The following is a 19,059-nucleotide window of genomic DNA, read 5'->3' on the forward strand; positions in this document are numbered from 1 at the left end:
CGGACAACACGAAAGCGCTGCGCTTTGCCACGTTTCGCACGTAACCCCCGTTGTCGATTTGCCGTGTTCGATTTGTCGGGCGCAGGATGCGCGTCGCCCGACGCGGTTTTTCAAGGCGCTGCAATGTACTTGCTGCCGATGGGTTGCGCTTGGCTTTTCTGATCTTAGAAGAGACCGCCCGTTTTTCCCAGATTCAGAATTGTCTCAATGCGTCGCGGCGATGCGTGTGACACATCTGATCGTTTTTTGCGCTTGAACAATGAATCGCATCTTTTTGGGATAAGCAACGGCTTTGCTCATTTGAGCCCGAGCCGCCTGGCGAGACGATTGAGATTCGCGCGATCCATGCCGAGCTCGCGCGCGGCCGACGCCCAGTTCTGGTTGTGACGCTTGAGCGCGTCGAGGATCAGCGTGCGCTCGTAGGCCGTCACCGCTTCGCGGAAGTCCGCGCCCGGCGCGGGCAACGACGACGTCGAAGCGGGCGCGATCTCCGGCGTGCCCGGCGCGCCGTCGCCGGACAGCGTGAGATCGGCGGCGGTCAGCGTCAGGATGCGCGGACGCTCGCGATGCGCCGCGAGCGCCTTCAGCGCGCTGCGCCCGATCAGATGCTCCAGCTCGCGCACGTTGCCGGGCCAGCGGTACGCGAGCAGCGCGGCCTGCGCGTCGGCGGACAGACGCAGGCTCAACAGCCCGAGGCGCGAGCGATTCTCTTCGAGAAAGTAGCCTGCGAGCAGCAACACATCGCGCCCGCGCTCGCGCAGCGGCGGCACGACGAGCGGATACACCGACAGCCGATGGTAGAAATCCGCGCGAAAGCGCCCCTCGCGCACTTCCTCGGCGAGATCGCGATTGGTCGCGGCGATCAGCCGCACGTCGACCTTGTGCTCGCTGTCCGAACCGATGCGCTGCAACTGGCCGTTCTGCAGCACGCGCAGGAGCTTCGCCTGCACGGGCAGCGGCAGTTCGCCGACTTCGTCGAGAAAGAGCGTGCCGCCGTCGGCGAGTTCGAACTTGCCGCGCCGGTCCGACGACGCGCCCGAGAACGCGCCGCGCACATGCCCGAACAGTTCGCTCTCGACGAGCGTATCGGGCAGCGCCGCGCAGTTCAGGCTGATGAGCGGCTTATCGGCGCGTGGCGACAGCGCGTGGATCTCGCTCGCGACGAGTTCCTTGCCGACGCCCGTTTCCCCGGTGACGAGCACAGTCAGCTCGCTCGACGCGACGATCGCGATCTCTTCCTGCAAGCGGTTGTGCGGCGCGCTGCTGCCGATCATCTCGCGCCGACGCGGGCCGCTCGCCTGCCGGTACACCTCCGCGCGCTGGCGCTCCGCCTCGCTCGTGCGCGCGAGCGTATCGATGCGCTCGGCCACGCTCACGGTCGCCGCCGCGAGACTCAGAAACGCCTGCAGCGACGCCATGTCGATGCCATCGAAACGCGCGGGATCGAGCGCGTCGAGCGTGAGCAGACCCCACGCGCGCCCGTGAATGACGAGCGGGCAGCCCAGGCAATCGTGCACTTCCAGATTGCCGCTGACGCCTTTCACGAGGCCGTCGTAGGGATCGGGGAGATCGGAGCCCGCGGCAAAACGCGTCGGCTCTTCGCGGGCGAGGATGCGCGCGAATCGCGGATGTTCGCTCACGCGAAAGCGCCGGCCGAGGGTGTCGCTCGAAAGCCCGTCGATGGCGAGCGGCACGAGCGTGTCGCCGTCGAGCCGCAGAAGCGCGGTCGCGTCGCCGGGAAAGAGCGCGCGCAGCGTGTGCAGCAGACGCCGGTAACGCTCGGTATCGGGCATCGCGACCGACAGATCTTCGATCAGCGGAACGAGCGCATCCAGCAGCACTCGCGAAGTCATTGCGACTACTTCTGTAGTCTTTTGGACAAGAGTCGAATCGACCATGTTGAGTATTAAGCGATTGATTTATCGACGATTCTACTCTGGCACGGTTCGTGTATAGGAATCTGCCGAAGATTTTCGATGCGGAAGCGCCCGCTCCCGCCTTCATCACACGAGGAATCGAAACATGCTGTCAGCAGAACACCGCGCCATCGTCAAGGCAACCGTCCCTCTTCTGGAAAGCGGCGGCGAGGCGCTCACCAAACACTTCTACAACAAGATGCTCACCGAGTACCCCGAGGTGCGCCCGATGTTCAATCAGGCGCATCAGGCGAGCGGCGCGCAGCAGCGCGCACTGGCCAACGGCGTGCTGATATACGCCCGGCATATCGATGAACTGGAGAAGCTCGGCGGGCTCGTCGGGCAGATCATCAACAAGCACGTCGCGCTCAATATTCAGCCTGAGCATTATCCGATCGTGGGACGCTGCCTGCTCGCGTCGATCCGCGAAGTGCTCGGCGAGGAGATCGCCACCGACGCCGTCATCGACGCATGGGCGGCCGCTTACGGCCAACTCGCCGACCTGCTGATCGGCCTCGAGGAAGGCATCTACAGCGAGCGCGAACAGGCGCCGGGCGGATGGCGCGGCACGCGGCCGTTCTCCGTCGCCCGCAAGGTGAAAGAAAGCGACGAAATCACGTCCTTCTATCTCGTGCCCGAAGACGGCGGCCCGCTGCTCGATTTCCATCCGGGTCAGTACATCGGTCTGCGCGTGTTCATCGACGGCGTGGAACTGCGCCGCAATTACTCGCTGTCGGCTGCGCCCAATGGCCGCGAATATCGCATCAGCGTGAAGCGCGAAGCGAACGGCAAGGTGTCGAACTTCCTGCACGAGAAGGTGCATGAGAGCGACGTGCTCAATCTCTATCCGCCCGCCGGCGATTTCAAGCTCGAAGCCAGCGACAAGCCGCTCGTGCTGATCAGCGGGGGCGTCGGCATTACGCCTACGCTCGCGATGCTGCACGCCGCGCTCGAAACGAAGCGCCCGGTCCACTTCATCCACTCGGCGCGGCACGGCGGCGTGCATGCGTTCCGCACGGTCATCGAAGAACTGGCGGCGCGCCATCCGCAGTTGAAGCGCTTCTACTGCTACGAGCATCAGCGCGACGGCGATCATGAAGCGCACGGCATCGGCTTCGTCGATGAAAAGCTGCTCGACACATGGCTGCCGAAAAACCGCGATGTCGACGCGTACTTCCTCGGACCGAAGGCGTTCATGAAGGCCGTAAAGCGCCATCTGAAGGCGCTCGGCGTGCCCGAAACGCAGAGCCGCTACGAGTTCTTCGGCCCGGCCGCGGCGCTCGACTGATCTTTGCGCGTGACACTGCGCCTCTCGACCCGCGGCGCATTTGCTCCGCGGTTTTTTTTGCGCACCGTGTCTGCGACGAACGGCTTCGGATCGCGATTCACTGGTTACCTGAAAATCCGCAAAAACGGTCATTTAAAAAAACCACCTCGACGCCTAATCTTCTCTTGCCGCGCCGATCTGGCGCACGGTCCGAACCCAAGCAAAGAGGATACTTCGATGGAACCCCGTCTCGATTTCTACAAAGCCAGCCCCGCCGCGATCAAAGCCATGCTCGGCGTCGAAGAGCGCATCGGCAAGTCGGCGCTCGAAAAGTCGTTGACCGAACTGGTGCGCCTGCGCGCATCGCAGATCAACGGCTGCGCGTTCTGCGTCGACATGCACACGACGGATGCACGCAAGGGCGGCGAAACGGATCGGCGGCTGGCGACGGTGGTGGTGTGGCGCGAAACGCCGTTCTTCACCGACCGCGAGCGCGCCGCGCTGGAATGGACCGAAGCGTTGACGCTGGTGGCGCACGATCACGTGCCCGATGCCGTGTGGGAAGCCGTGAAGCCGCATTTCACGGACGAGGAAATCGTCGACCTGACGCTGCTCATCAACGCGATCAATAGCTGGAACCGCTTTTCGATCGCGTTTCGCAAAATGCCGGCGTGATGACATCGCAAGACGTCTTCATGTCGCCGGCGCGGATTCTTTCGTTGCTCGCTCGCGAGTGACGGTTTCATCGTGAGGATGTCATGAAGATCGCAGAACCCAACACCGTTTTCGCCGCGGCGCCGGAGCGGCGGCAGCCGGAACATCGGCCGCGCTTCGCGCTGCTCAATCTCGGCTTCCGGCCGTTCTATCTGTGCGGCGCGGCATTCGGCGCGGTGGCGCTGACCGTGTGGCTGCTCGTGCTGTCGGGCGTGCCGGTCTTCGGCGGCTATCTGCTGCGCGCGGACCCGATCGGCTGGCACGCGCACGAGATGGTGTTCGGTTTCGCGGCGGCCATCGTCGCCGGGTTTCTGCTGACCGCCGTGCGCGCGTGGACCGGGCGCGACACGGCAAAGGGCGCGACGCTCGCCGCGCTCGCGCTGCTCTGGCTCTCAGGGCGCGTGCTCGTGTGGAGCGGCCCGGCGCTGCCGGCTGCGATCGTCGATAGCGCGTTCCTGCCCGTCGCCGCGTGCCTGCTGCTGCGCGTGCTCGTGAAAGCGGGCAACCAGCGCAATTACTTCATCGCTGCGGTGCTGCTGGCGTTCGGCGCGCTGAACGCGGCGTTCCACAGCTTTTCGATCGATGCGCGTCCCGATCTCGCGATGCGCGTCGTGTACGCATCGGCGGGTATCGTCGTGTTGCTGATCAGCGTGATCGGCGGACGCGTGATCCCGATGTTCACCGCCAACGCGATTCCCGGTTTCGTCACGCGGCGCTGGCGGTTCGTCGAAGCGGCCATCGCGCCGCTCACGCTCGCCGCGTTCTTCGCGGATGCCTTCGCGCTCGATGCCGCGATCGTCGCTCCGCTCGCCCTTCTCGCCTGCGGCGTGCATCTGGCGCGCATGATCGGCTGGCGCTCGTACGCGGTGCGCGGACGGCCGATTCTCGCGATCCTGCATCTCGCGTATGCGTGGCTGCCGCTCGGCTTCGCGCTGCTCGCGCTGTCCGCGCTCGGATGGACGCGCGTGCCGCACAGCCTCGCGATGCATGCGTTTGCTGTGGGCGCGATCGGCGGCGCGATCATCGCGATGATCACGCGTACCGCGCGCGGGCATACGGGCCGGCCGCTCGTCGCGGACAAGCGCGATATCGCGTGCTATGCCCTCGTGATGGCGGCGGGCGCGCTGCGCGTGCTCGGGCCGCTCGCTGCGCCTTCATGGCATTCGACGTGGATTTTCGCTGCGGGTATCGGCTGGGTGCTCGCGTTCGCGCTGTATGTCGCCGCGTATGCGGCGCCGCTCTTCCGAGCGCGCGAGGACGGCAAGCCGGGTTGAGCTTGCTACATTTTTTGACATGGTGACGAGCGTGTTCCGCCAGAATTCGCGCTCGGCTTTCCCGTTCCCGATGTCACCATGAAACACCTTCGTTTTCTTTGCGCCGCGGCGGCGCTCGTCGCCGCATCCCTCATGCTCGGTGGTTGCGGCCTTTTTGGCTGCAACGGCTTTGCGACCAACGGCGGCGGCTTCGGTGGCTGCAGCGTGGGCACGCGGTTCTGAACGTCGTCCCCACCAATGCGGGGCTCGCTTCGTCTATCTCCTGAATAATCGCGGACTCCCCGCGCGAGCCGGGTTTGCGCGCGCGCCGCTCGCGACGACACTACAGTCACCGGGCAACATCGACATCGACTGGAGATTGGCATGAACGCTCAAGTAAGTCTGGCTCTGCTCGCTCTCGTATCGCCGGCTTGTGCGCTGGCCTTCGTCGCGCGGATCGCCAGTATCGACGCCCGTATGCCGCGCTTCGCGCATTGCGTCGTCCGGCGCTGCGCATCGAATCCGCGGCGTCATCTGCTTTCGTTTCGCGCGTCGCCGTAGGACGCACGTCGTGCCGCCTGAATCACGGGGATAAGAGAGCGAGGAGACCACCTGCCGGCGGCACGACAAAACGCGCATCCGCAATGCGGCGCCTGCGCCGCATCATCATGAGTCGCAAAAAGCGGAGAGCGCGAGCTCGATAAGTAGAAAACGGGCGACACGCCGGGTCGCCCGCCTCAGCCCATATCACTCCTTCACGATGGGCGTGTACGACATGTCCAGCGATGAAGCGCGCGCATGCTTCTGCGTATGCGCATTGCGCATCGGCTTCAGCACGAAGAGCGCAAGCAGCGCCGATACCGCCGCCATCCCCGCCGCGAGCATGAACACCGCGTGCCAGCTTCCGGTCATCGTCGTGATGACGCTCGAGAATGGCACCAGCAGCGCAGCCGTGCCCTTGGCCGTATAGAGCAGACCCGCGTTGGTCGCCGCGAACTTCGGACCGAAGGTGTCGCCGCACGTCGCCGGGAAGAGGCTGTAGATTTCGCCCCACGCGAAGAACACGATGCCGGTCAGCACGACGAATGCCACCGGGTCATGCCCGTACCGCGACAGCGCGACGATGCCCACCGCTTCGATCGCGAACGCGATGAACATCGTGTTTTCCCGTCCGATGCGGTCCGACACCCAGCCGAAGAACGGCCGCGTCAGGCCGTTGAGCACGCGGTCGATCGTAAGCGCGAAGGTCAGCGCGGGCAGCGTGAGACCGAGCAGCGACACGGGCGAATCGTGCAGGCCGAAGTCCTTCGCGATCGGCCCGAGCTGCGCAGTCGCCATCAGACCGCCGGCGGCCATCATCACGAACATCAGGTACATGACCCAGAAGATCGGCGACGCCAGCACCTGCTTCGGACTCGCGTTGTAGACCGCGGCCTTGACCGTGCTCTTCACCGTCGCGAGCAATTGCGCGGGCGGCGCGTACAGCGCCATGCCGAGCAGGAACACGACGAGACCCTGGCCGAGACCGAACCAGAGGAAGGTCGATTCATAGCCGCTCGACTTGATCATGTGCGCGATCGGCACGACGGTCGCAGCCGAGCCCATGCCGAAGCCCGCCGCCGTGATGCCCGCGGCCAGTCCGCGCCGCGCCGGGAACCACTTGAGCGCGTTGCCGACGCACGTGCCGTAGACCGCGCCCGCGCCCACACCGCCGACCGCCGCCGCGAAATACAGCAACGGCAGCGACGACGCCACCGAGTTGAGCGCCCACGCGATCGCGCATAGAAGACCGCCGCCCACGACGACCGGCCGCGGCCCGTACTTGTCGACGAGATAGCCTTCCACCGGCACGAGCCATGTTTCCGTCACGACGAAGATGGTGAAGGCGACCTGAATGGCCGCGCGTCCCCAGTGATACTTCTCGTCGATCGGATTGACGAAGAGCGTCCAGCCGTACTGCATGTTGGCGATCATCGCCATGCAAATGACGCCGAAAACCAACTGCACCCACGGCGACGCCAGGCGCGACGCCTTGTCTTCGCGGTCCATCTGGTTCATTCCCATGCCTGTCTCCTTGGCAAATTTGCCTTGTGTAATCGGACGCCGAACGGCGCCTCTCGCGACGCGTTTTCATGCTGCGTCGCATATACACAGTATGTGATATATCAAGTAAGTCAAGCGAAAGAAATGGCGGGGTTTTCACTTACAGCCGCAGTACTCGTAAGCGCATGAAAGCTGCAGTGTGTGCGCTTTGGGCGGACAAAAAAAAGCCCGGCAGAGACAGGCCTGCCGGGCGATGAGCGTGGGCGAGACATGGCAATCCGCAGCACGCCCTCTCTTTATAAATGAAAGTTAAACGTAATGTAAACGGGTATTTTTGTAGGGTTTACGCTGCGACTATTTCGGCGCTTTTTTAGAACACGTTGACGGGCACGTTGACCATCAAACGGAACACGTCGCTCGTGCCGTCCGGATAGTACGCGCTGTTGCTGTGGTGATGCATGTAGTAGAACTTGACCGACGTGTTCTTGAACTTGCCGTCCGGCACCGTGTAGCTCGGGATCACGCCGAACTCGTAGTGCGTGCCGTGGATCGGCTGACCGTCGATGATGTAGTTCGCCGCCTGCGCCGTGCCGCTGTTGGCCATCGAACTGCCGTCGGTTCCCCAGCCGTAGGCGCTCCACATCGTGAGCTTGAGTCCCGGCACGCCGTATTGCTTCATGTTGAGCGTGTACGAGAGGCTCACCGATTTTTCGTGCGGCTGGTTGTAATCCACGTCGAGCGAGTTCGAGAGATAGTCGCCCGCCGATTGGCCCATGTAGTCGAACGTCTGATCGCTGACGATCTGCTGGAATGCGAACTGCACCGTATGCGCGCCGTGTGTGCCGGCGAGCGCGAGCGAGTATGCGTTGTTGGTGATCGGGCCTTGTCGCTTGTCGCCGATCGCGCCGGTGTAGTAGTAGTTCAGTGAGCCCGTCCACTGGATACGCTTCGGATCGCCGATACTTTGCGTCGCCGTCAGGTAGTACTGCTGCCACACGTCGTTCGCAACGCTGCCATAGAGCGACACGGAGGTATCGTCGCCGTGCGTCCAGTCGCCGCCGAAGTACGTGAAGCGCGAGACGTGCGTGCCGCCGTATTCCGTCTGGAGGCCGGTGACCGTCGTCATGCCGCGCGCGATGACGCCGTCGACCGTGCCGGCCTTCAGCGTGAGGTTCTTGATCTCGTCGCTTGCGAGGGAGAAACCGCGATACGTCGGCGGCAACGCGCGGTTGTCGTGCGGCACGAGGAACGGGTTGTCGAAGAGCTGCTGACCGTATTTGAGCACCGTGTTCGACACGCGCGCCTTGACGTCCCACACGCCCGGATATGCCCACGCGAGCTGATTCGCACCGCTCGGATCCCCGCTCGACGAAACATGCACGCGATTGCCCGCGCCCTGCCCGCCGTTGAGCTTGAGCGCGCCAAAGAGCGACACGTCGGCGCCCAGCCCGATCAATCCTTTCGTATAGCCCGATTCGAACACGGCCTGCGCGCCGAGCACCCACGCGTCTTTCTTGCCCGCGCCCTTGAACTCGTCATGCTCGGTGAAAGAGCGCATCAGGATATTCAAATGCGAATCCTCGACAAAACCCTTCGCCTTCGCCTGATTGCTCACGGGCGCATCCGCTTCGGTATTCGGCGGCGAATCCGGTGGCGCTTCGGTGTGGCGTGACGGCGGCTGGGTATCGGTTTCATCGGCGTGCGCGGCGAACGCGGCGGCCATGACCCCGCTGAACAACAAAATCGATAGCGCGAGTGAACGTTTTTGTTTTTTCACGAAAAGATCTCCACTTATTGATTCAACTGCTGACGGCTTTATCGAAAATAAGGATTGCAAAACACCCTGCCCGCAACGTCGATGAAAACGTCGGGGCATTCAGGCTGTCGGGCAAACGGGCGAAAGGCGGGCGGCGCACGGGCCGCCCTGATCTACAGGCGTTCTTTTAGTGCGTGGGAGTCGCTTCCTCGAATGTCATTGGTTTTGATTGGCGCGACTGACTCGTCACGCAAACAGGCACGCCGCCGATGAACCCGCGCCCAGCGTTCGCAGCGCCGGCACTTCGCGCGAGCAGCGCGCCTGCGCCATCGGGCAGCGCGTGTGAAATACGCAGCCCGAAGGCGGATCGATCGGGCTCGGGATATCGCCGGACAGAATCTGCACGGTCTTCGCGCGCTCCACCGACGGGTCCGGCACCGGCACCGCCGACAGCAACGCGCGCGTGTACGGATGACGCGGCGTGTCGTAGAGCGCGTGCTTGTCGGCGAGTTCCATCACGCGGCCGAGATACATCACCATCACGCGATCGGAGATGTGGCGCACCACGGCCAGATCGTGCGCGATGAAGATGAGCGCGAGCTTCATCTCCTTTTGCAGCGACTTGAGCAAATTGACGATCTGCGCCTGAATCGACACATCGAGCGCGGACACCGGCTCGTCGCAGATGACGAGCTTCGGCTCGACGATCAACGCCCGCGCGATGCCGATGCGCTGACACTGCCCGCCCGAGAACTCGTGCGGATAGCGGTTGATCATCTGCTCGCGCAGGCCGACTTTGGCCATGATCGCGCGAACGCGCTCGTCGATTTCGTGCTTGTTCATGCCCGGCCGATGCTCGACGAGCGGCTCCGCGATGATCTGCCCGATCGTCATGCGCGGATCGAGCGACGCGAGCGGGTCCTGAAAGACCATCTGCACGTCGGCGCGCACGCGGTGCCATTCGCGCTTGCCCGCGCCCGACAGCGTCGCGCCCATCCACACGATGTCGCCGCTCGTCGCGGGAATCAGGTTCAGGATCGCGCGCGACAACGTGGACTTGCCGCATCCCGATTCGCCGACGACGCCGAGCGTTTCGCCCGCTTTCAGATCGAAGCTCACGCCCTCGACCGCCTTCAGCGTGCGGCGCGGCGCCCACGGCAGGCGGTTCTTCGGCTTCACCTGAAAATGCACGCGCATGTCGCGCACGGAAAGAATCGTCGCGTCAGACATGGCTCGTTTCCTTCGTGATCAGATGAACCGGACGGTGACAAGCCCGAAGCCAGCCCGTTTCGATGGCCTTTAGCGCGGGCGCTTCGATCGCGCATTCGGCGCTCGCGTCGGCGCAGCGTTCGTGAAACGGACAGCCCGCCGGCGGATGCGCCATGTTCGGCGGATTGCCGGGAATGCCGGTGAGTTCGCCGCCTTCGTGATCGAGACGCGGCAGTGCGCGCAGCAAACCGATGGTGTACGGATGCGACGGCTTCGCGAAGAGCGTGGCCGCATCGCACTGTTCCATCACGCGGCCGCCGTACATCACCATCACCTTTTCGCACAGCCCGGCGACGACGCCCAGATCGTGCGTGATCAGCACGATCGACGTGCCGAAGTCGTGCTGCAAGTTACGCAGCAATTGCAGGATTTGCGCCTGCACGGTGACGTCGAGCGCGGTGGTCGGTTCGTCGGCGAAGAGCACTTCGGGTTCGCACAGCAAGGCCATCGCGATCATCACGCGCTGGCGCATGCCGCCCGACAACTCGTGCGGATACTGCCCGATGCGATGCGCCGCTTCGGGAATACGCACGGCTTCGAGCATCGAGATCGCGCGTTTCTTCGCTTCGCGCCGCGTGACGTTCTTGTGCAGCTCCAGCACTTCGGTCATCTGCCGCTCGATCGTGAGATACGGATTGAGCGAGCTCATCGGGTCCTGAAAGATCATCGAGAGGCGATTGCCGCGGATGCGGTTCATCGCCTTGTGCGACATGCCGATGAGATTCTCGCCGCGGTAGAACGCCTGGCCGCGCGCGCGCCCGTTCGATGCGAGCAGATTCATCATCGCGAGAATACTCTGGCTCTTGCCCGAGCCCGATTCGCCGACGATGCCGAGCGTCTCGCCCGCTTCCAGCGTGAAATTCACGCCGTTGACCGCACGCACGGCAGCGTCGTGCGTCGTGAATTCGACGTGAAGATCCTTGACTTCGAGTAGCGGCATGGCTCACCTGTCCTTCGGATCGAGCGCGTCGCGCAGCCCGTCGCCGACAAAGTTGATGCAGTAAAGCGTGATCGACAGGAACGCCGCCGGGAACAGCAGAATCCACGGCGACGACTCCATCACGCCGACGCCGTCCTGTATCAGCACGCCCCAGCTCGTCATCGGCTCCTGCACGCCGAGGCCGAGGAACGACAGCACGGATTCCGTGAGAATCACGGCGGGCACGGTGACCGTCGTGTAGATCGCGACGATGCCGAGCAGATTCGGTACCACATGCCGCGCGATGATGCGCCGCGTCGGCACGCCGATCGCGCGCGCCGCCTCGACATACTCCTTCGAGCGGATCGAGAGCGTCTGGCCGCGCACGACGCGCGCCATGTCCATCCACGAGAAGATGGTGATGGTGATGACGACGAGATAGAACTCGCGGCCGAGCAGCGTGACCATCAGGATCGCGATGAGCAGATACGGAATGGCGTACATCATGTCGACGATGCGCATCATCGCGTTATCGACGCGGCCGCCGACGAAGCCCGCGATCGCGCCCCACACGATGCCGAGCGTGACGGACGTCAACGTGGCGAGCGCGCCGATCATCAGCGAGACACGTCCGCCGATCAGACAGCGCACGAGCAGGTCGCGGCCGGTGTCGTCGGTGCCGAAGAGATGCCAGTTGGCGAGCGTCGGCGGCACGCTCGTCGCGTTCCAGTCGGTGGAATCGAATGCGTTCGGCAAGAGCCACGGCCCGATGATGCACGCGAGCGTGATCAGCACCAGCAAGGTCAGGCTCACGACCGCGGCCTTGTTGCGCAGGAAACGCGCGCGCGCGTCCTGCCACGGACTGCGGCCCGCGACCGCCCTTTCCAGCATGGGAGCAAGAGAAGCAGATTTCATCGCGCGCCCTCTCAATAGCGAATCTTCGGATCGAGCCACGCGTAGGCGAGATCGACCAGCAGGTTGAGCAGCACGGCCACGACCGTCACGAGCACGACGAGACCGAGCACGAGCGTGTAATCGCGATTGGCCGCACCGTTCACGATCAGCTTGCCGATGCCCGGCAGCGAGAACACCGATTCCGTGACGACCGCCGCCGTGATCGACGAGATCGCGAGCGGCCCGATTACCGATACGACTGGAATCAGCGTCGGTTTCAGCGCATGACGCAGCACGATGGTCCGCATCGGCAAGCCCTTCGCGCGCGCGGTGCGAATGTAGTTCGTGTTCAGCACTTCGATCAGGCTAGCGCGCGTCACGCGGCCGACGGTCGCGACATTGATCATCACGAGAAGCGCGACGGGCAGCGCCATGTAGCGCAACTGGAAGTCGTTCCAGCCGCCCGCGGGCAGCCACTTCAGCAGGATCGCGAACACGAGGATCAGCACCGGCCCGAGCACGAACGACGGAAACGCATTGCCCGCATTGCTGACGAGCATCAGCGCATAGTCGGCGATGCTGTTGCGACGCAGCGCCGCCGCGATGCCGAGCCCGACGCCGATCAGAACAGCGAGCAGCATCGACACGCCGCCAATCGTCAGCGACACCGGCAGCGCGCGCAGCACGAGATCGTTCACGCTCCAGTCGGCGTAGCGGAACGACGCGCCGAGATCGCCGTGCAGCAGGCCATCGAGGTAATAGAGATACTGCTTCCACAGCGGCTCGCCGAGGTGATACTTCGCCTGCAGATTGGCGAGCACTTCGGCGGACACCTTGCGCTCGCCGTCGAACGGGCCGCCCGGTGTCGCGTGCAGCAACAGATAGCAGACCGTGATGACGATCAGCAGCGTCGGCAGCGTGAGCAGCACGCGCCGTAACGTGTAAGACCACATGAGAAAGGCTCCTTTTCGTCAGTGCTTGACGATGTACAGATCCTTGCTGCCGTAGTGATCCATCGGGTTCTTCAGCGAGTATCCGCCGACATAGCTCTTCACGAGGCGCGGCAAGCCGTATTGGAGCAGCGGCAGCATCGGATAGTCATCCATCGCGATCTTCGCGGCCTGCGTCTGCAATTGCGTACGCTTCGCGAGATCCGTGGTTTCGCTGGCTTCCTTGATGAGCGCGTCGGCCTTCGGGCTGCAACTGAAGTTGTCGTTCTGCTCGGATTTGCACTGCACGAGCGTGAGGAAGGTCGTCGCGTCGTTGTAATCGGCCACCCAGCCGTTGCGCGCGATCTGATAGTCGCCGCCATGACGCTTCTTCAGCAGCACCTTGAACTCCATCGACTCGATGTCCATCGTGAGGCCGAGCTTCGTCTTCCATTCCGACGCGACGAAAATCGCCATCTTCTTGTTGTAGTCGCTCGTGTTCATCGCGAAACGCAGCTTCGTGCCCGGCTTCACGCCCGCCTGCTCCAGCAGCTTCTTCGCTTCCTCGACGCGCTTCGCCATCGGCCACGTGGCCCATTCGTAGTTCGACACGTCCGCGCCGCTCACACCCTTCGGCAGCAGGCCGTAGAGCGGCGTCTGGCCATCGGCGGTCACGCGCTGCGCAAGCAGATCGCGGTCGATCACCATCGACAATGCCTTGCGCACGCGCACGTCCTTCAGCAGCGGATCGCGATTGTTGAAGCTGTAATAGCGCGTGCCAAGAATCAGCGAGTTGCGGATGTCCTTCGGGAACTGCTGGCTGTATTTCGCGTACGTTCCAGTCGGCAATTGATACGTCATGTCGTTCTCGCCCGACTGGAACATCTTGACGTCGGTGTTCTCGTCTTCGATAGGCAGATAGGTGACCTGCGTCAGCTGAACGTTGGTCTTGTCCCAATAGCTCGCGTTCTTCGACAGCACCAGCTTGCTGTTGACCTGCCAGTCCTTCAGCTGGAACGCGCCGTTGCTGACGATGTTGCCCGGCTTCGTCCAGTCCTTGCCGAATTTCTCGACCGTCGCGCGATGCACCGGTCCGAGGTTCGGATTCGACATCAGTTCCGGCAGGAACGGCACGGGGCCATCGGTTTTGACTTCGATCGTGCTCGCGTCGATGGCGCGCACGCCGAGCGCGCTGACGGGCTTCTTGCCCGCGACGATATCCGTGCCGTTCAGCAGGAACGGTCCGTACACGCTCGCATACGACGATGCGGTCTTCGGGTCCAGAAAGCGCTGGCAGCCGTAGACGAAATCGTTTGCGCTGACGGGATCGCCATTGGACCAGCGGGCGTTCTTGCGCAAATGGAAGATCCAGGTCGTGGCGTCCTTCTGCTCCCATTTCTCCGCGACGCCGGGCACGACGGTTCCGTCCGAGTTCGTCGCGGTCAGGCTTTCGAACAGATCGCGCGCGACATTGGCCGCCACCACGGTTTCCACCAGCGCCGGATCGAGCGTTTCGACCTCGGAGCCGTTGTTGCGCACGAGCTCCTGCTTCGCGGCGAGCGCGACGCCGGACGGCACGATGGCGGCCGTCGCGTTCGATGCGTTCAGTGCGGAGAGGGCGAGCAGCGCCGCCGCGGCGGCGAGCTTCGTGCGATGGATCGATGCGTGGGGAACGGCAAAAAACGTCATGGGGAGTCCTCTTTGTTCGTCTCGTTTATCGCTTGCTGCTTTTTGTCGTCGTGCGCGGCATTCGCGGTCGTTCGTGTCGGCTTGTTTATCGCGATCGGGATAAACAGCCGCGCCGTGAATTTAGCAAAGCTAACAAAAAGCTTTCTATTAACTGTCGGCGTAGAGCGTCGATTTACGCGCTCGTTGCTCACGCCGAACGATCTTTTCTTACGCACCGGCTTTCATTTGGCGCTTCAGGCTGGCGGCGAGTATTTCGCATCAATAAGATGGATGCCACTCACATGTGCTTATAGACACTAAATTTTTCGAATAGTCGTTCGAATTGTTGCATCCGCGCACTGTCAGCGATCGGCGGTCAGTCAGCGATGCGGCAGCAAGTGCCTGTTTCCTATAAGATCTGCGTCGCCGCATCCACATGTTTTAACAGTCGCCTCACAGCCGTCAGCAAGATGATCCGTTTCCGCCAGATCGAGGCTTTTCGCAGCCTCATCATGACCGGCACCAGTGTCGGCGCAGCCAAAAAGCTCCATGTGACCCAGCCCGCGATCAGCCGTCTGATCGCCGATCTCGAAGCCGATCTGGGCTTCAGTCTCTTTTCGCGCGTCGGCGGCCGTCTGAATCCGACGACGGCGGGCCTGCGTTTCTACAAGTCGGTCGAGGAGAATTTCCTCGGGCTGGAGCGCCTGAAGCAGGTCGCCGACATGATTCGCGAGGAAGCCTCCGATGGCCTCACGGTCGCGTGCATGCCCGTACTCGCGACGACGCTCCTGCCGCCCGTGCTCGCCGATTTCACCGCGCGGCATCCCGGTGTGCCGATCAAGGTCGATTCGGTGAAAGTGCCCGAAGTGCTCGTGAATCTGCAGAACCACAAGGCCGATATCGCGCTGAGCCTCGCGTTCCCCGCGGTCGCGGGCATCGAGGTGGAGACGCTGCTCAAGGTGCCCGCCTCGTGCGCGATGCCTGCCACGCACAGGCTCGCGAAGAAGAAAATCGTCCGGCCGGCCGACTTGCGCGGGGAAAAGCTGATCGGCTGGCTGCCGAACTCGCGCCAACCGTACGACGCCGAGCAATCGCTCATTTCGTCGACCGCAGACCGGCCGCGCTACACCGTTTTCACCGACACGGCCCACACGCGCTATGCGATGGTCGCGGGCGGCCTCGGCATCTCGATCGTCGAGCCGTTCGCCGCGAAAGTCTGGCGCCCGCACGGCGTGGTCGTGCGGCCGTTCGAGACGGACATCGAATACGAATACGTGCTGTCGTATCCGAGCAGCGGCATCCGTTCGGACCTCGTCGCCTCGTTCCGGGATTCGGTGAAGCGGATCGTCGCGCATTACTCGTTCGACGCCCCGCAGGACGCCGCTTCGGGTGATGCGCCCGAAGGCCTGTCCGTCGAGACGGACTGACGCGCTTCTCCGCGCCTGGTCACGCTCCGGCATTCGCGCGGGCGAACGCGCGTTCGCGCTTCGCTTCATACTCTCGTTTGTTGCGCGCGCTTCAGAACCTCTTCATGCGTCGCCCGTCGCGCGGCGGGCCATCTTCCACACGGAGCACTCATGCACGATCTCAAAGGCAAATCGATCCTCATCACCGGCGCGAGCACCGGCATCGGCGCGGCGGCGGCGCGTGCGTTCGCGCAGTACGGCGCCAATGTCGCGGTGCACTACAACAGCTCGAAGGACAAGGCCGAGGAAGTCGCGAAGGACGTGCGCGCGCTCGGCGTCACGGCGATCACGGTCGGCGCCGACATGCGCGACTCAAAGGCGATCGATGCCGCCGTCGCGCAGGCTGTCGAAACCTTCGGCAAGATCGACGTGCTCATCAACAACGCAGGCAGCCTCGTGAAGCGCGAGCCGATCGCCTCCGTGAGCGACGAGCTCTTCGACGAGATCATGCATATCAACGCCCGCTCGGTCGTCGCGTTCACGCGCGCGGCGCTGCCTTCGCTGCGCTCGGGCGGCGGCGGCTCGATCATCAACGTGACGTCGGTGGCAGCGCGCAACGGCGGCGGACCGGGCGCACTGCTGTACGCGGCCTCGAAAGGCTTTGTCAGCACGATCACGAAGGGCATGGCCAAGGAACTGATGCCCGACCGCATCCGCGTGAATGCCGTCGCGCCCGGCGTGATCCAGACGCCGTTCCAGGAGCGCTTCACGTCGCCGGAGCAGCTCGAATCGTTCCGCAAGGCGATTCCAATGGGCTTCATCGGCGAGCCCGACGACTGCAGCGGCGCGTTCCTCTATCTCGCCTCGGAAGCAATGTCGCGCTACGTGACGGGCCAGATCATCGATGTGAACGGCGGCCAGTTGATGCCTTGAGTCGATGCCGCGCGTGGTATAAGCACGTAGTTTTTCGTCGCACGTAATAAAAGGAGACGCAGGAGATGCTTTTGAAACAAGAACCGCGCTTACGGTCTTTCGCGCTCGGCGCCATCGTGGCGGCGTCGCTCGCTACGGCGGGATTCGTCGAAACCGCGCCCGCCCATGCGAAGACGTCCGACGCTCAGCCGCAAGTCCTGACGGCGTCGGCCGTCGCAGTCGCCGACAAATACGCCGCCGACACCGCTGAACAGATCTTCAAGCAAGGCGGCAACGCGGTCGATGCGGCCGTCGCGATCGCTTTCACGCTCGCCGTCACCTATCCGGAAGCGGGCAACATCGGCGGCGGCGGCTTCATGACGCTGTACGTCGACCATCGCCCGTACTTTCTCGACTACCGCGAGCGCGCGCCGATGTCCGCGACGCGCAACATGTATCTCGACGAAAAGGGCGAAGTCATCAAGGGCATGAGCCTCGTCGGGCATCGCGCGGTGGGCGTGCCGGGCACCGTCGATGGCATGTGGGAAGCGCAGAAGCGCTTCGGCAAGCTGAAGTGGAAGCAGGTGCTCGCGCCGGCCATCAAATACGCGCAGGACGGCTTCGTCGTCGACGATCAGCTGATCGCGCGGCGCGACGCCGCCGCGAAGGATTTCGCCGGCAAGACCAACTTCGATCTCTACTTCGGCGGCATGAAGGCGGGCCAGACGTTCAAGCAGCCCGATCTCGCGACCACGCTGCAACGCATCGCCGATAAAGGCGCGAAAGGCTTCTACGAAGGCGACACCGCCGATCTGATCGCCAAGTCGATGGAAGGTCACGGGCTCATCACGAAGCGCGACCTGAAGGACTACAAGGCCGTGTGGCGTCAGCCGATCACCGCGAGCTGGAACGGCTATCGCGTGATCACCGCGCCGCCGCCGAGCTCGGGCGGCGTCGGTCTCGTGCAGATGCTGAAGATGAAAGCGGATCTGAAGGACAAGTTCGAAGGCGTGCCGCTCGATTCCGCGCAGTACATTCATCTCGTCGCGGAGATCGAAAAGCGCGTGTTCGCCGATCGCGCGCAGTATCTCGGCGATCCGGATTTCTACAAGGTGCCGGTCGCGCAACTCATCAACGACGACTACATCCTGAAGCGCGCGCAGGAAGTGAATCCGGACACGCCTTCGGACACGAAGAGCGTGCAGCCGGGACTCGGTACGTCGATGCCGGAGAAGGCCGAGACAACGCACTTCTCTGTCGTCGACAAGTGGGGCAACGCGGTGTCGAACACGTACACGATCAACGGCTATTTCGGCTCGGGCGTGGTCGCGGAAGGCACGGGCGTCGTGCTCAACGACGAAATGGACGACTTCGCGTCGAAGCCGGGCGTGCCGAACATGTTCGGCGTCGTCGGCAGCGATGCGAACGCCATCGCGCCGAAGAAGCGCCCGCTTTCGTCGATGACGCCGACCATCCTCACGAAGGACGACAAGGTCGCGATGGTGATCGGCACGCCGGGCGGCTCGCGCATTTTCACGTCGATCTTCCAGGTGCTCTCGAACGTGTACGACTTCGAGATGCCGCTGCCGGAAGCCGTGGGCGCGACGCGCTTCCATCATCAGTTGCTGCCGCCGAACACGATCTATCAGGAGCCGTATCATCAGCTCGATCCCGAAGTCATCAAGGAACTGGAAGCGAAGGGCTACAAGTTCACGATGCAGGGCTTCAACGGCGACATTCAGGCGATTCGCATCGACGGCGACAAGCCCGAACCGATGTCCGATCCGCGCGGACGCGGCCTGTCGCGCATCATCCGGTAATGCGCCGCACAACGGCGAAAGCGTAAAATAGCGCCCCTGGCCGGACTAAGCGTTTGCCCTAGTCCGGCCTTTTTCCGCACTTGCGAAAGCCCCGCCCCGCGCGGGATTCGCGGCATATAAGCCCTTCGGCATGAGCGGCATGTTTTTCATGGGATTGGACCCCGCGTTCTGTTCCCCTAGTCTCTGTCCTGACCGAGTGCAGCCCTCAACGCGTGTCACTCGGCATCATCCAGAACTACATACGAGACGACCCTGATGACGGACCGAAGTGCGCATCTCATGCGCGCACGGTG

The 19,059-nt window shown here is 63.4% G+C and carries 16 protein-coding genes; 8 read left to right on the forward strand and 8 right to left on the reverse strand.

Features of this window, described 5'->3' with window-relative positions; all coding sequences use genetic code 11:
- Window positions 1–296: 296 nt before the first annotated feature.
- Window positions 297–1,898 carry a nitric oxide reductase transcriptional regulator NorR gene (norR, locus tag AWB74_RS19395; RefSeq protein ID WP_061148359.1) on the reverse strand — a complete coding sequence of 534 codons (1,602 nt, stop codon included), beginning with the start codon at window positions 1,896–1,898 and terminating at the stop codon, window positions 297–299.
- Window positions 1,899–2,022: 124 nt separating this feature from the next.
- Between norR and hmpA the strand changes: the two genes are divergently transcribed.
- The 5 genes from hmpA (at window position 2,023) to AWB74_RS46430 (ending at window position 5,711) form a co-directional block, all read left to right on the forward strand.
- Window positions 2,023–3,204, forward strand: a complete 1,182-nt coding sequence (gene hmpA / locus AWB74_RS19400) for an NO-inducible flavohemoprotein (RefSeq protein WP_061148360.1) — start codon at window positions 2,023–2,025, stop codon at window positions 3,202–3,204.
- Window positions 3,205–3,420: 216 nt separating this feature from the next.
- Window positions 3,421–3,858, forward strand: coding sequence for a carboxymuconolactone decarboxylase family protein (locus tag AWB74_RS19405; RefSeq protein ID WP_061148361.1), 438 nt, complete (start codon window positions 3,421–3,423; stop codon window positions 3,856–3,858).
- An 83-nt stretch (window positions 3,859–3,941) separates the two neighbouring features.
- On the forward strand, window positions 3,942–5,171 hold the full coding sequence (locus AWB74_RS19410) for an NnrS family protein (RefSeq protein WP_061148362.1): 1,230 nt from the start codon (window positions 3,942–3,944) through the stop codon (window positions 5,169–5,171).
- Between the two features lie 78 nt (window positions 5,172–5,249).
- The gene (locus AWB74_RS46960; RefSeq protein ID WP_200821997.1) at window positions 5,250–5,393 is read left to right on the forward strand and encodes a hypothetical protein; all 144 of its coding nucleotides are present in this window, start codon (window positions 5,250–5,252) and stop codon (window positions 5,391–5,393) included.
- A gap of 141 nt (window positions 5,394–5,534) precedes the next feature.
- Window positions 5,535–5,711: a hypothetical protein gene (locus tag AWB74_RS46430; protein ID WP_160110281.1), complete on the forward strand. Its 177-nt coding sequence runs from the start codon at window positions 5,535–5,537 to the stop codon at window positions 5,709–5,711.
- 186 nt (window positions 5,712–5,897) lie between these two features.
- On the opposite strand, the gene oxlT is transcribed toward AWB74_RS46430, so the two are convergent.
- The 7 genes from oxlT to AWB74_RS19445 all read right to left on the reverse strand — a co-directional run bounded on the left by oxlT (window position 5,898) and on the right by AWB74_RS19445 (window position 14,649).
- Window positions 5,898–7,214, reverse strand: coding sequence for an oxalate/formate MFS antiporter (gene oxlT / locus AWB74_RS19415; protein WP_200821998.1), 1,317 nt, complete (start codon window positions 7,212–7,214; stop codon window positions 5,898–5,900).
- Between the two features lie 349 nt (window positions 7,215–7,563).
- Window positions 7,564–8,970 (reverse strand): OprD family outer membrane porin, encoded by a 1,407-nt coding sequence (locus AWB74_RS19420; protein WP_061148364.1) that lies wholly within the window; start codon window positions 8,968–8,970, stop codon window positions 7,564–7,566.
- 225 nt (window positions 8,971–9,195) lie between these two features.
- Window positions 9,196–10,179, reverse strand: coding sequence for a murein tripeptide/oligopeptide ABC transporter ATP binding protein OppF (gene oppF, locus AWB74_RS19425; protein WP_061148365.1), 984 nt, complete (start codon window positions 10,177–10,179; stop codon window positions 9,196–9,198).
- Window positions 10,172–11,158, reverse strand: a complete 987-nt coding sequence (locus AWB74_RS19430) for an ABC transporter ATP-binding protein (RefSeq protein WP_061148366.1) — start codon at window positions 11,156–11,158, stop codon at window positions 10,172–10,174. Before AWB74_RS19430 ends, oppF begins: the two co-directional genes overlap by 8 nt.
- A 3-nt stretch (window positions 11,159–11,161) precedes the next feature.
- Window positions 11,162–12,052: an ABC transporter permease subunit gene (locus tag AWB74_RS19435; RefSeq protein ID WP_061148367.1), complete on the reverse strand. Its 891-nt coding sequence runs from the start codon at window positions 12,050–12,052 to the stop codon at window positions 11,162–11,164.
- 11 nt (window positions 12,053–12,063) lie between these two features.
- Window positions 12,064–12,984: an oligopeptide ABC transporter permease OppB gene (oppB, locus tag AWB74_RS19440; protein WP_061148368.1), complete on the reverse strand. Its 921-nt coding sequence runs from the start codon at window positions 12,982–12,984 to the stop codon at window positions 12,064–12,066.
- A gap of 18 nt (window positions 12,985–13,002) precedes the next feature.
- Entirely contained in the window at window positions 13,003–14,649 is a 1,647-nt protein-coding gene (locus AWB74_RS19445) for a peptide ABC transporter substrate-binding protein (RefSeq protein ID WP_061148369.1), read from the reverse strand.
- 449 nt (window positions 14,650–15,098) lie between these two features.
- Between AWB74_RS19445 and AWB74_RS19450 the strand changes: the two genes are divergently transcribed.
- The 3 genes from AWB74_RS19450 to ggt all read left to right on the forward strand — a co-directional run bounded on the left by AWB74_RS19450 (window position 15,099) and on the right by ggt (window position 18,766).
- Window positions 15,099–16,055, forward strand: a complete 957-nt coding sequence (locus AWB74_RS19450; protein WP_061148370.1) for a LysR substrate-binding domain-containing protein — start codon at window positions 15,099–15,101, stop codon at window positions 16,053–16,055.
- A 150-nt stretch (window positions 16,056–16,205) separates the two neighbouring features.
- Window positions 16,206–16,967 (forward strand): SDR family NAD(P)-dependent oxidoreductase, encoded by a 762-nt coding sequence (locus AWB74_RS19455; protein ID WP_061148371.1) that lies wholly within the window; start codon window positions 16,206–16,208, stop codon window positions 16,965–16,967.
- A gap of 65 nt (window positions 16,968–17,032) precedes the next feature.
- Window positions 17,033–18,766, forward strand: a complete 1,734-nt coding sequence (gene ggt / locus AWB74_RS19460; RefSeq protein ID WP_061148372.1) for a gamma-glutamyltransferase — start codon at window positions 17,033–17,035, stop codon at window positions 18,764–18,766.
- Window positions 18,767–19,059 lie beyond the last annotated feature (293 nt).

This window comes from Caballeronia arvi, from assembly GCF_001544695.2.
GTDB classification, from domain to species: Bacteria; Pseudomonadota; Gammaproteobacteria; order Burkholderiales; family Burkholderiaceae; genus Caballeronia; species Caballeronia arvi.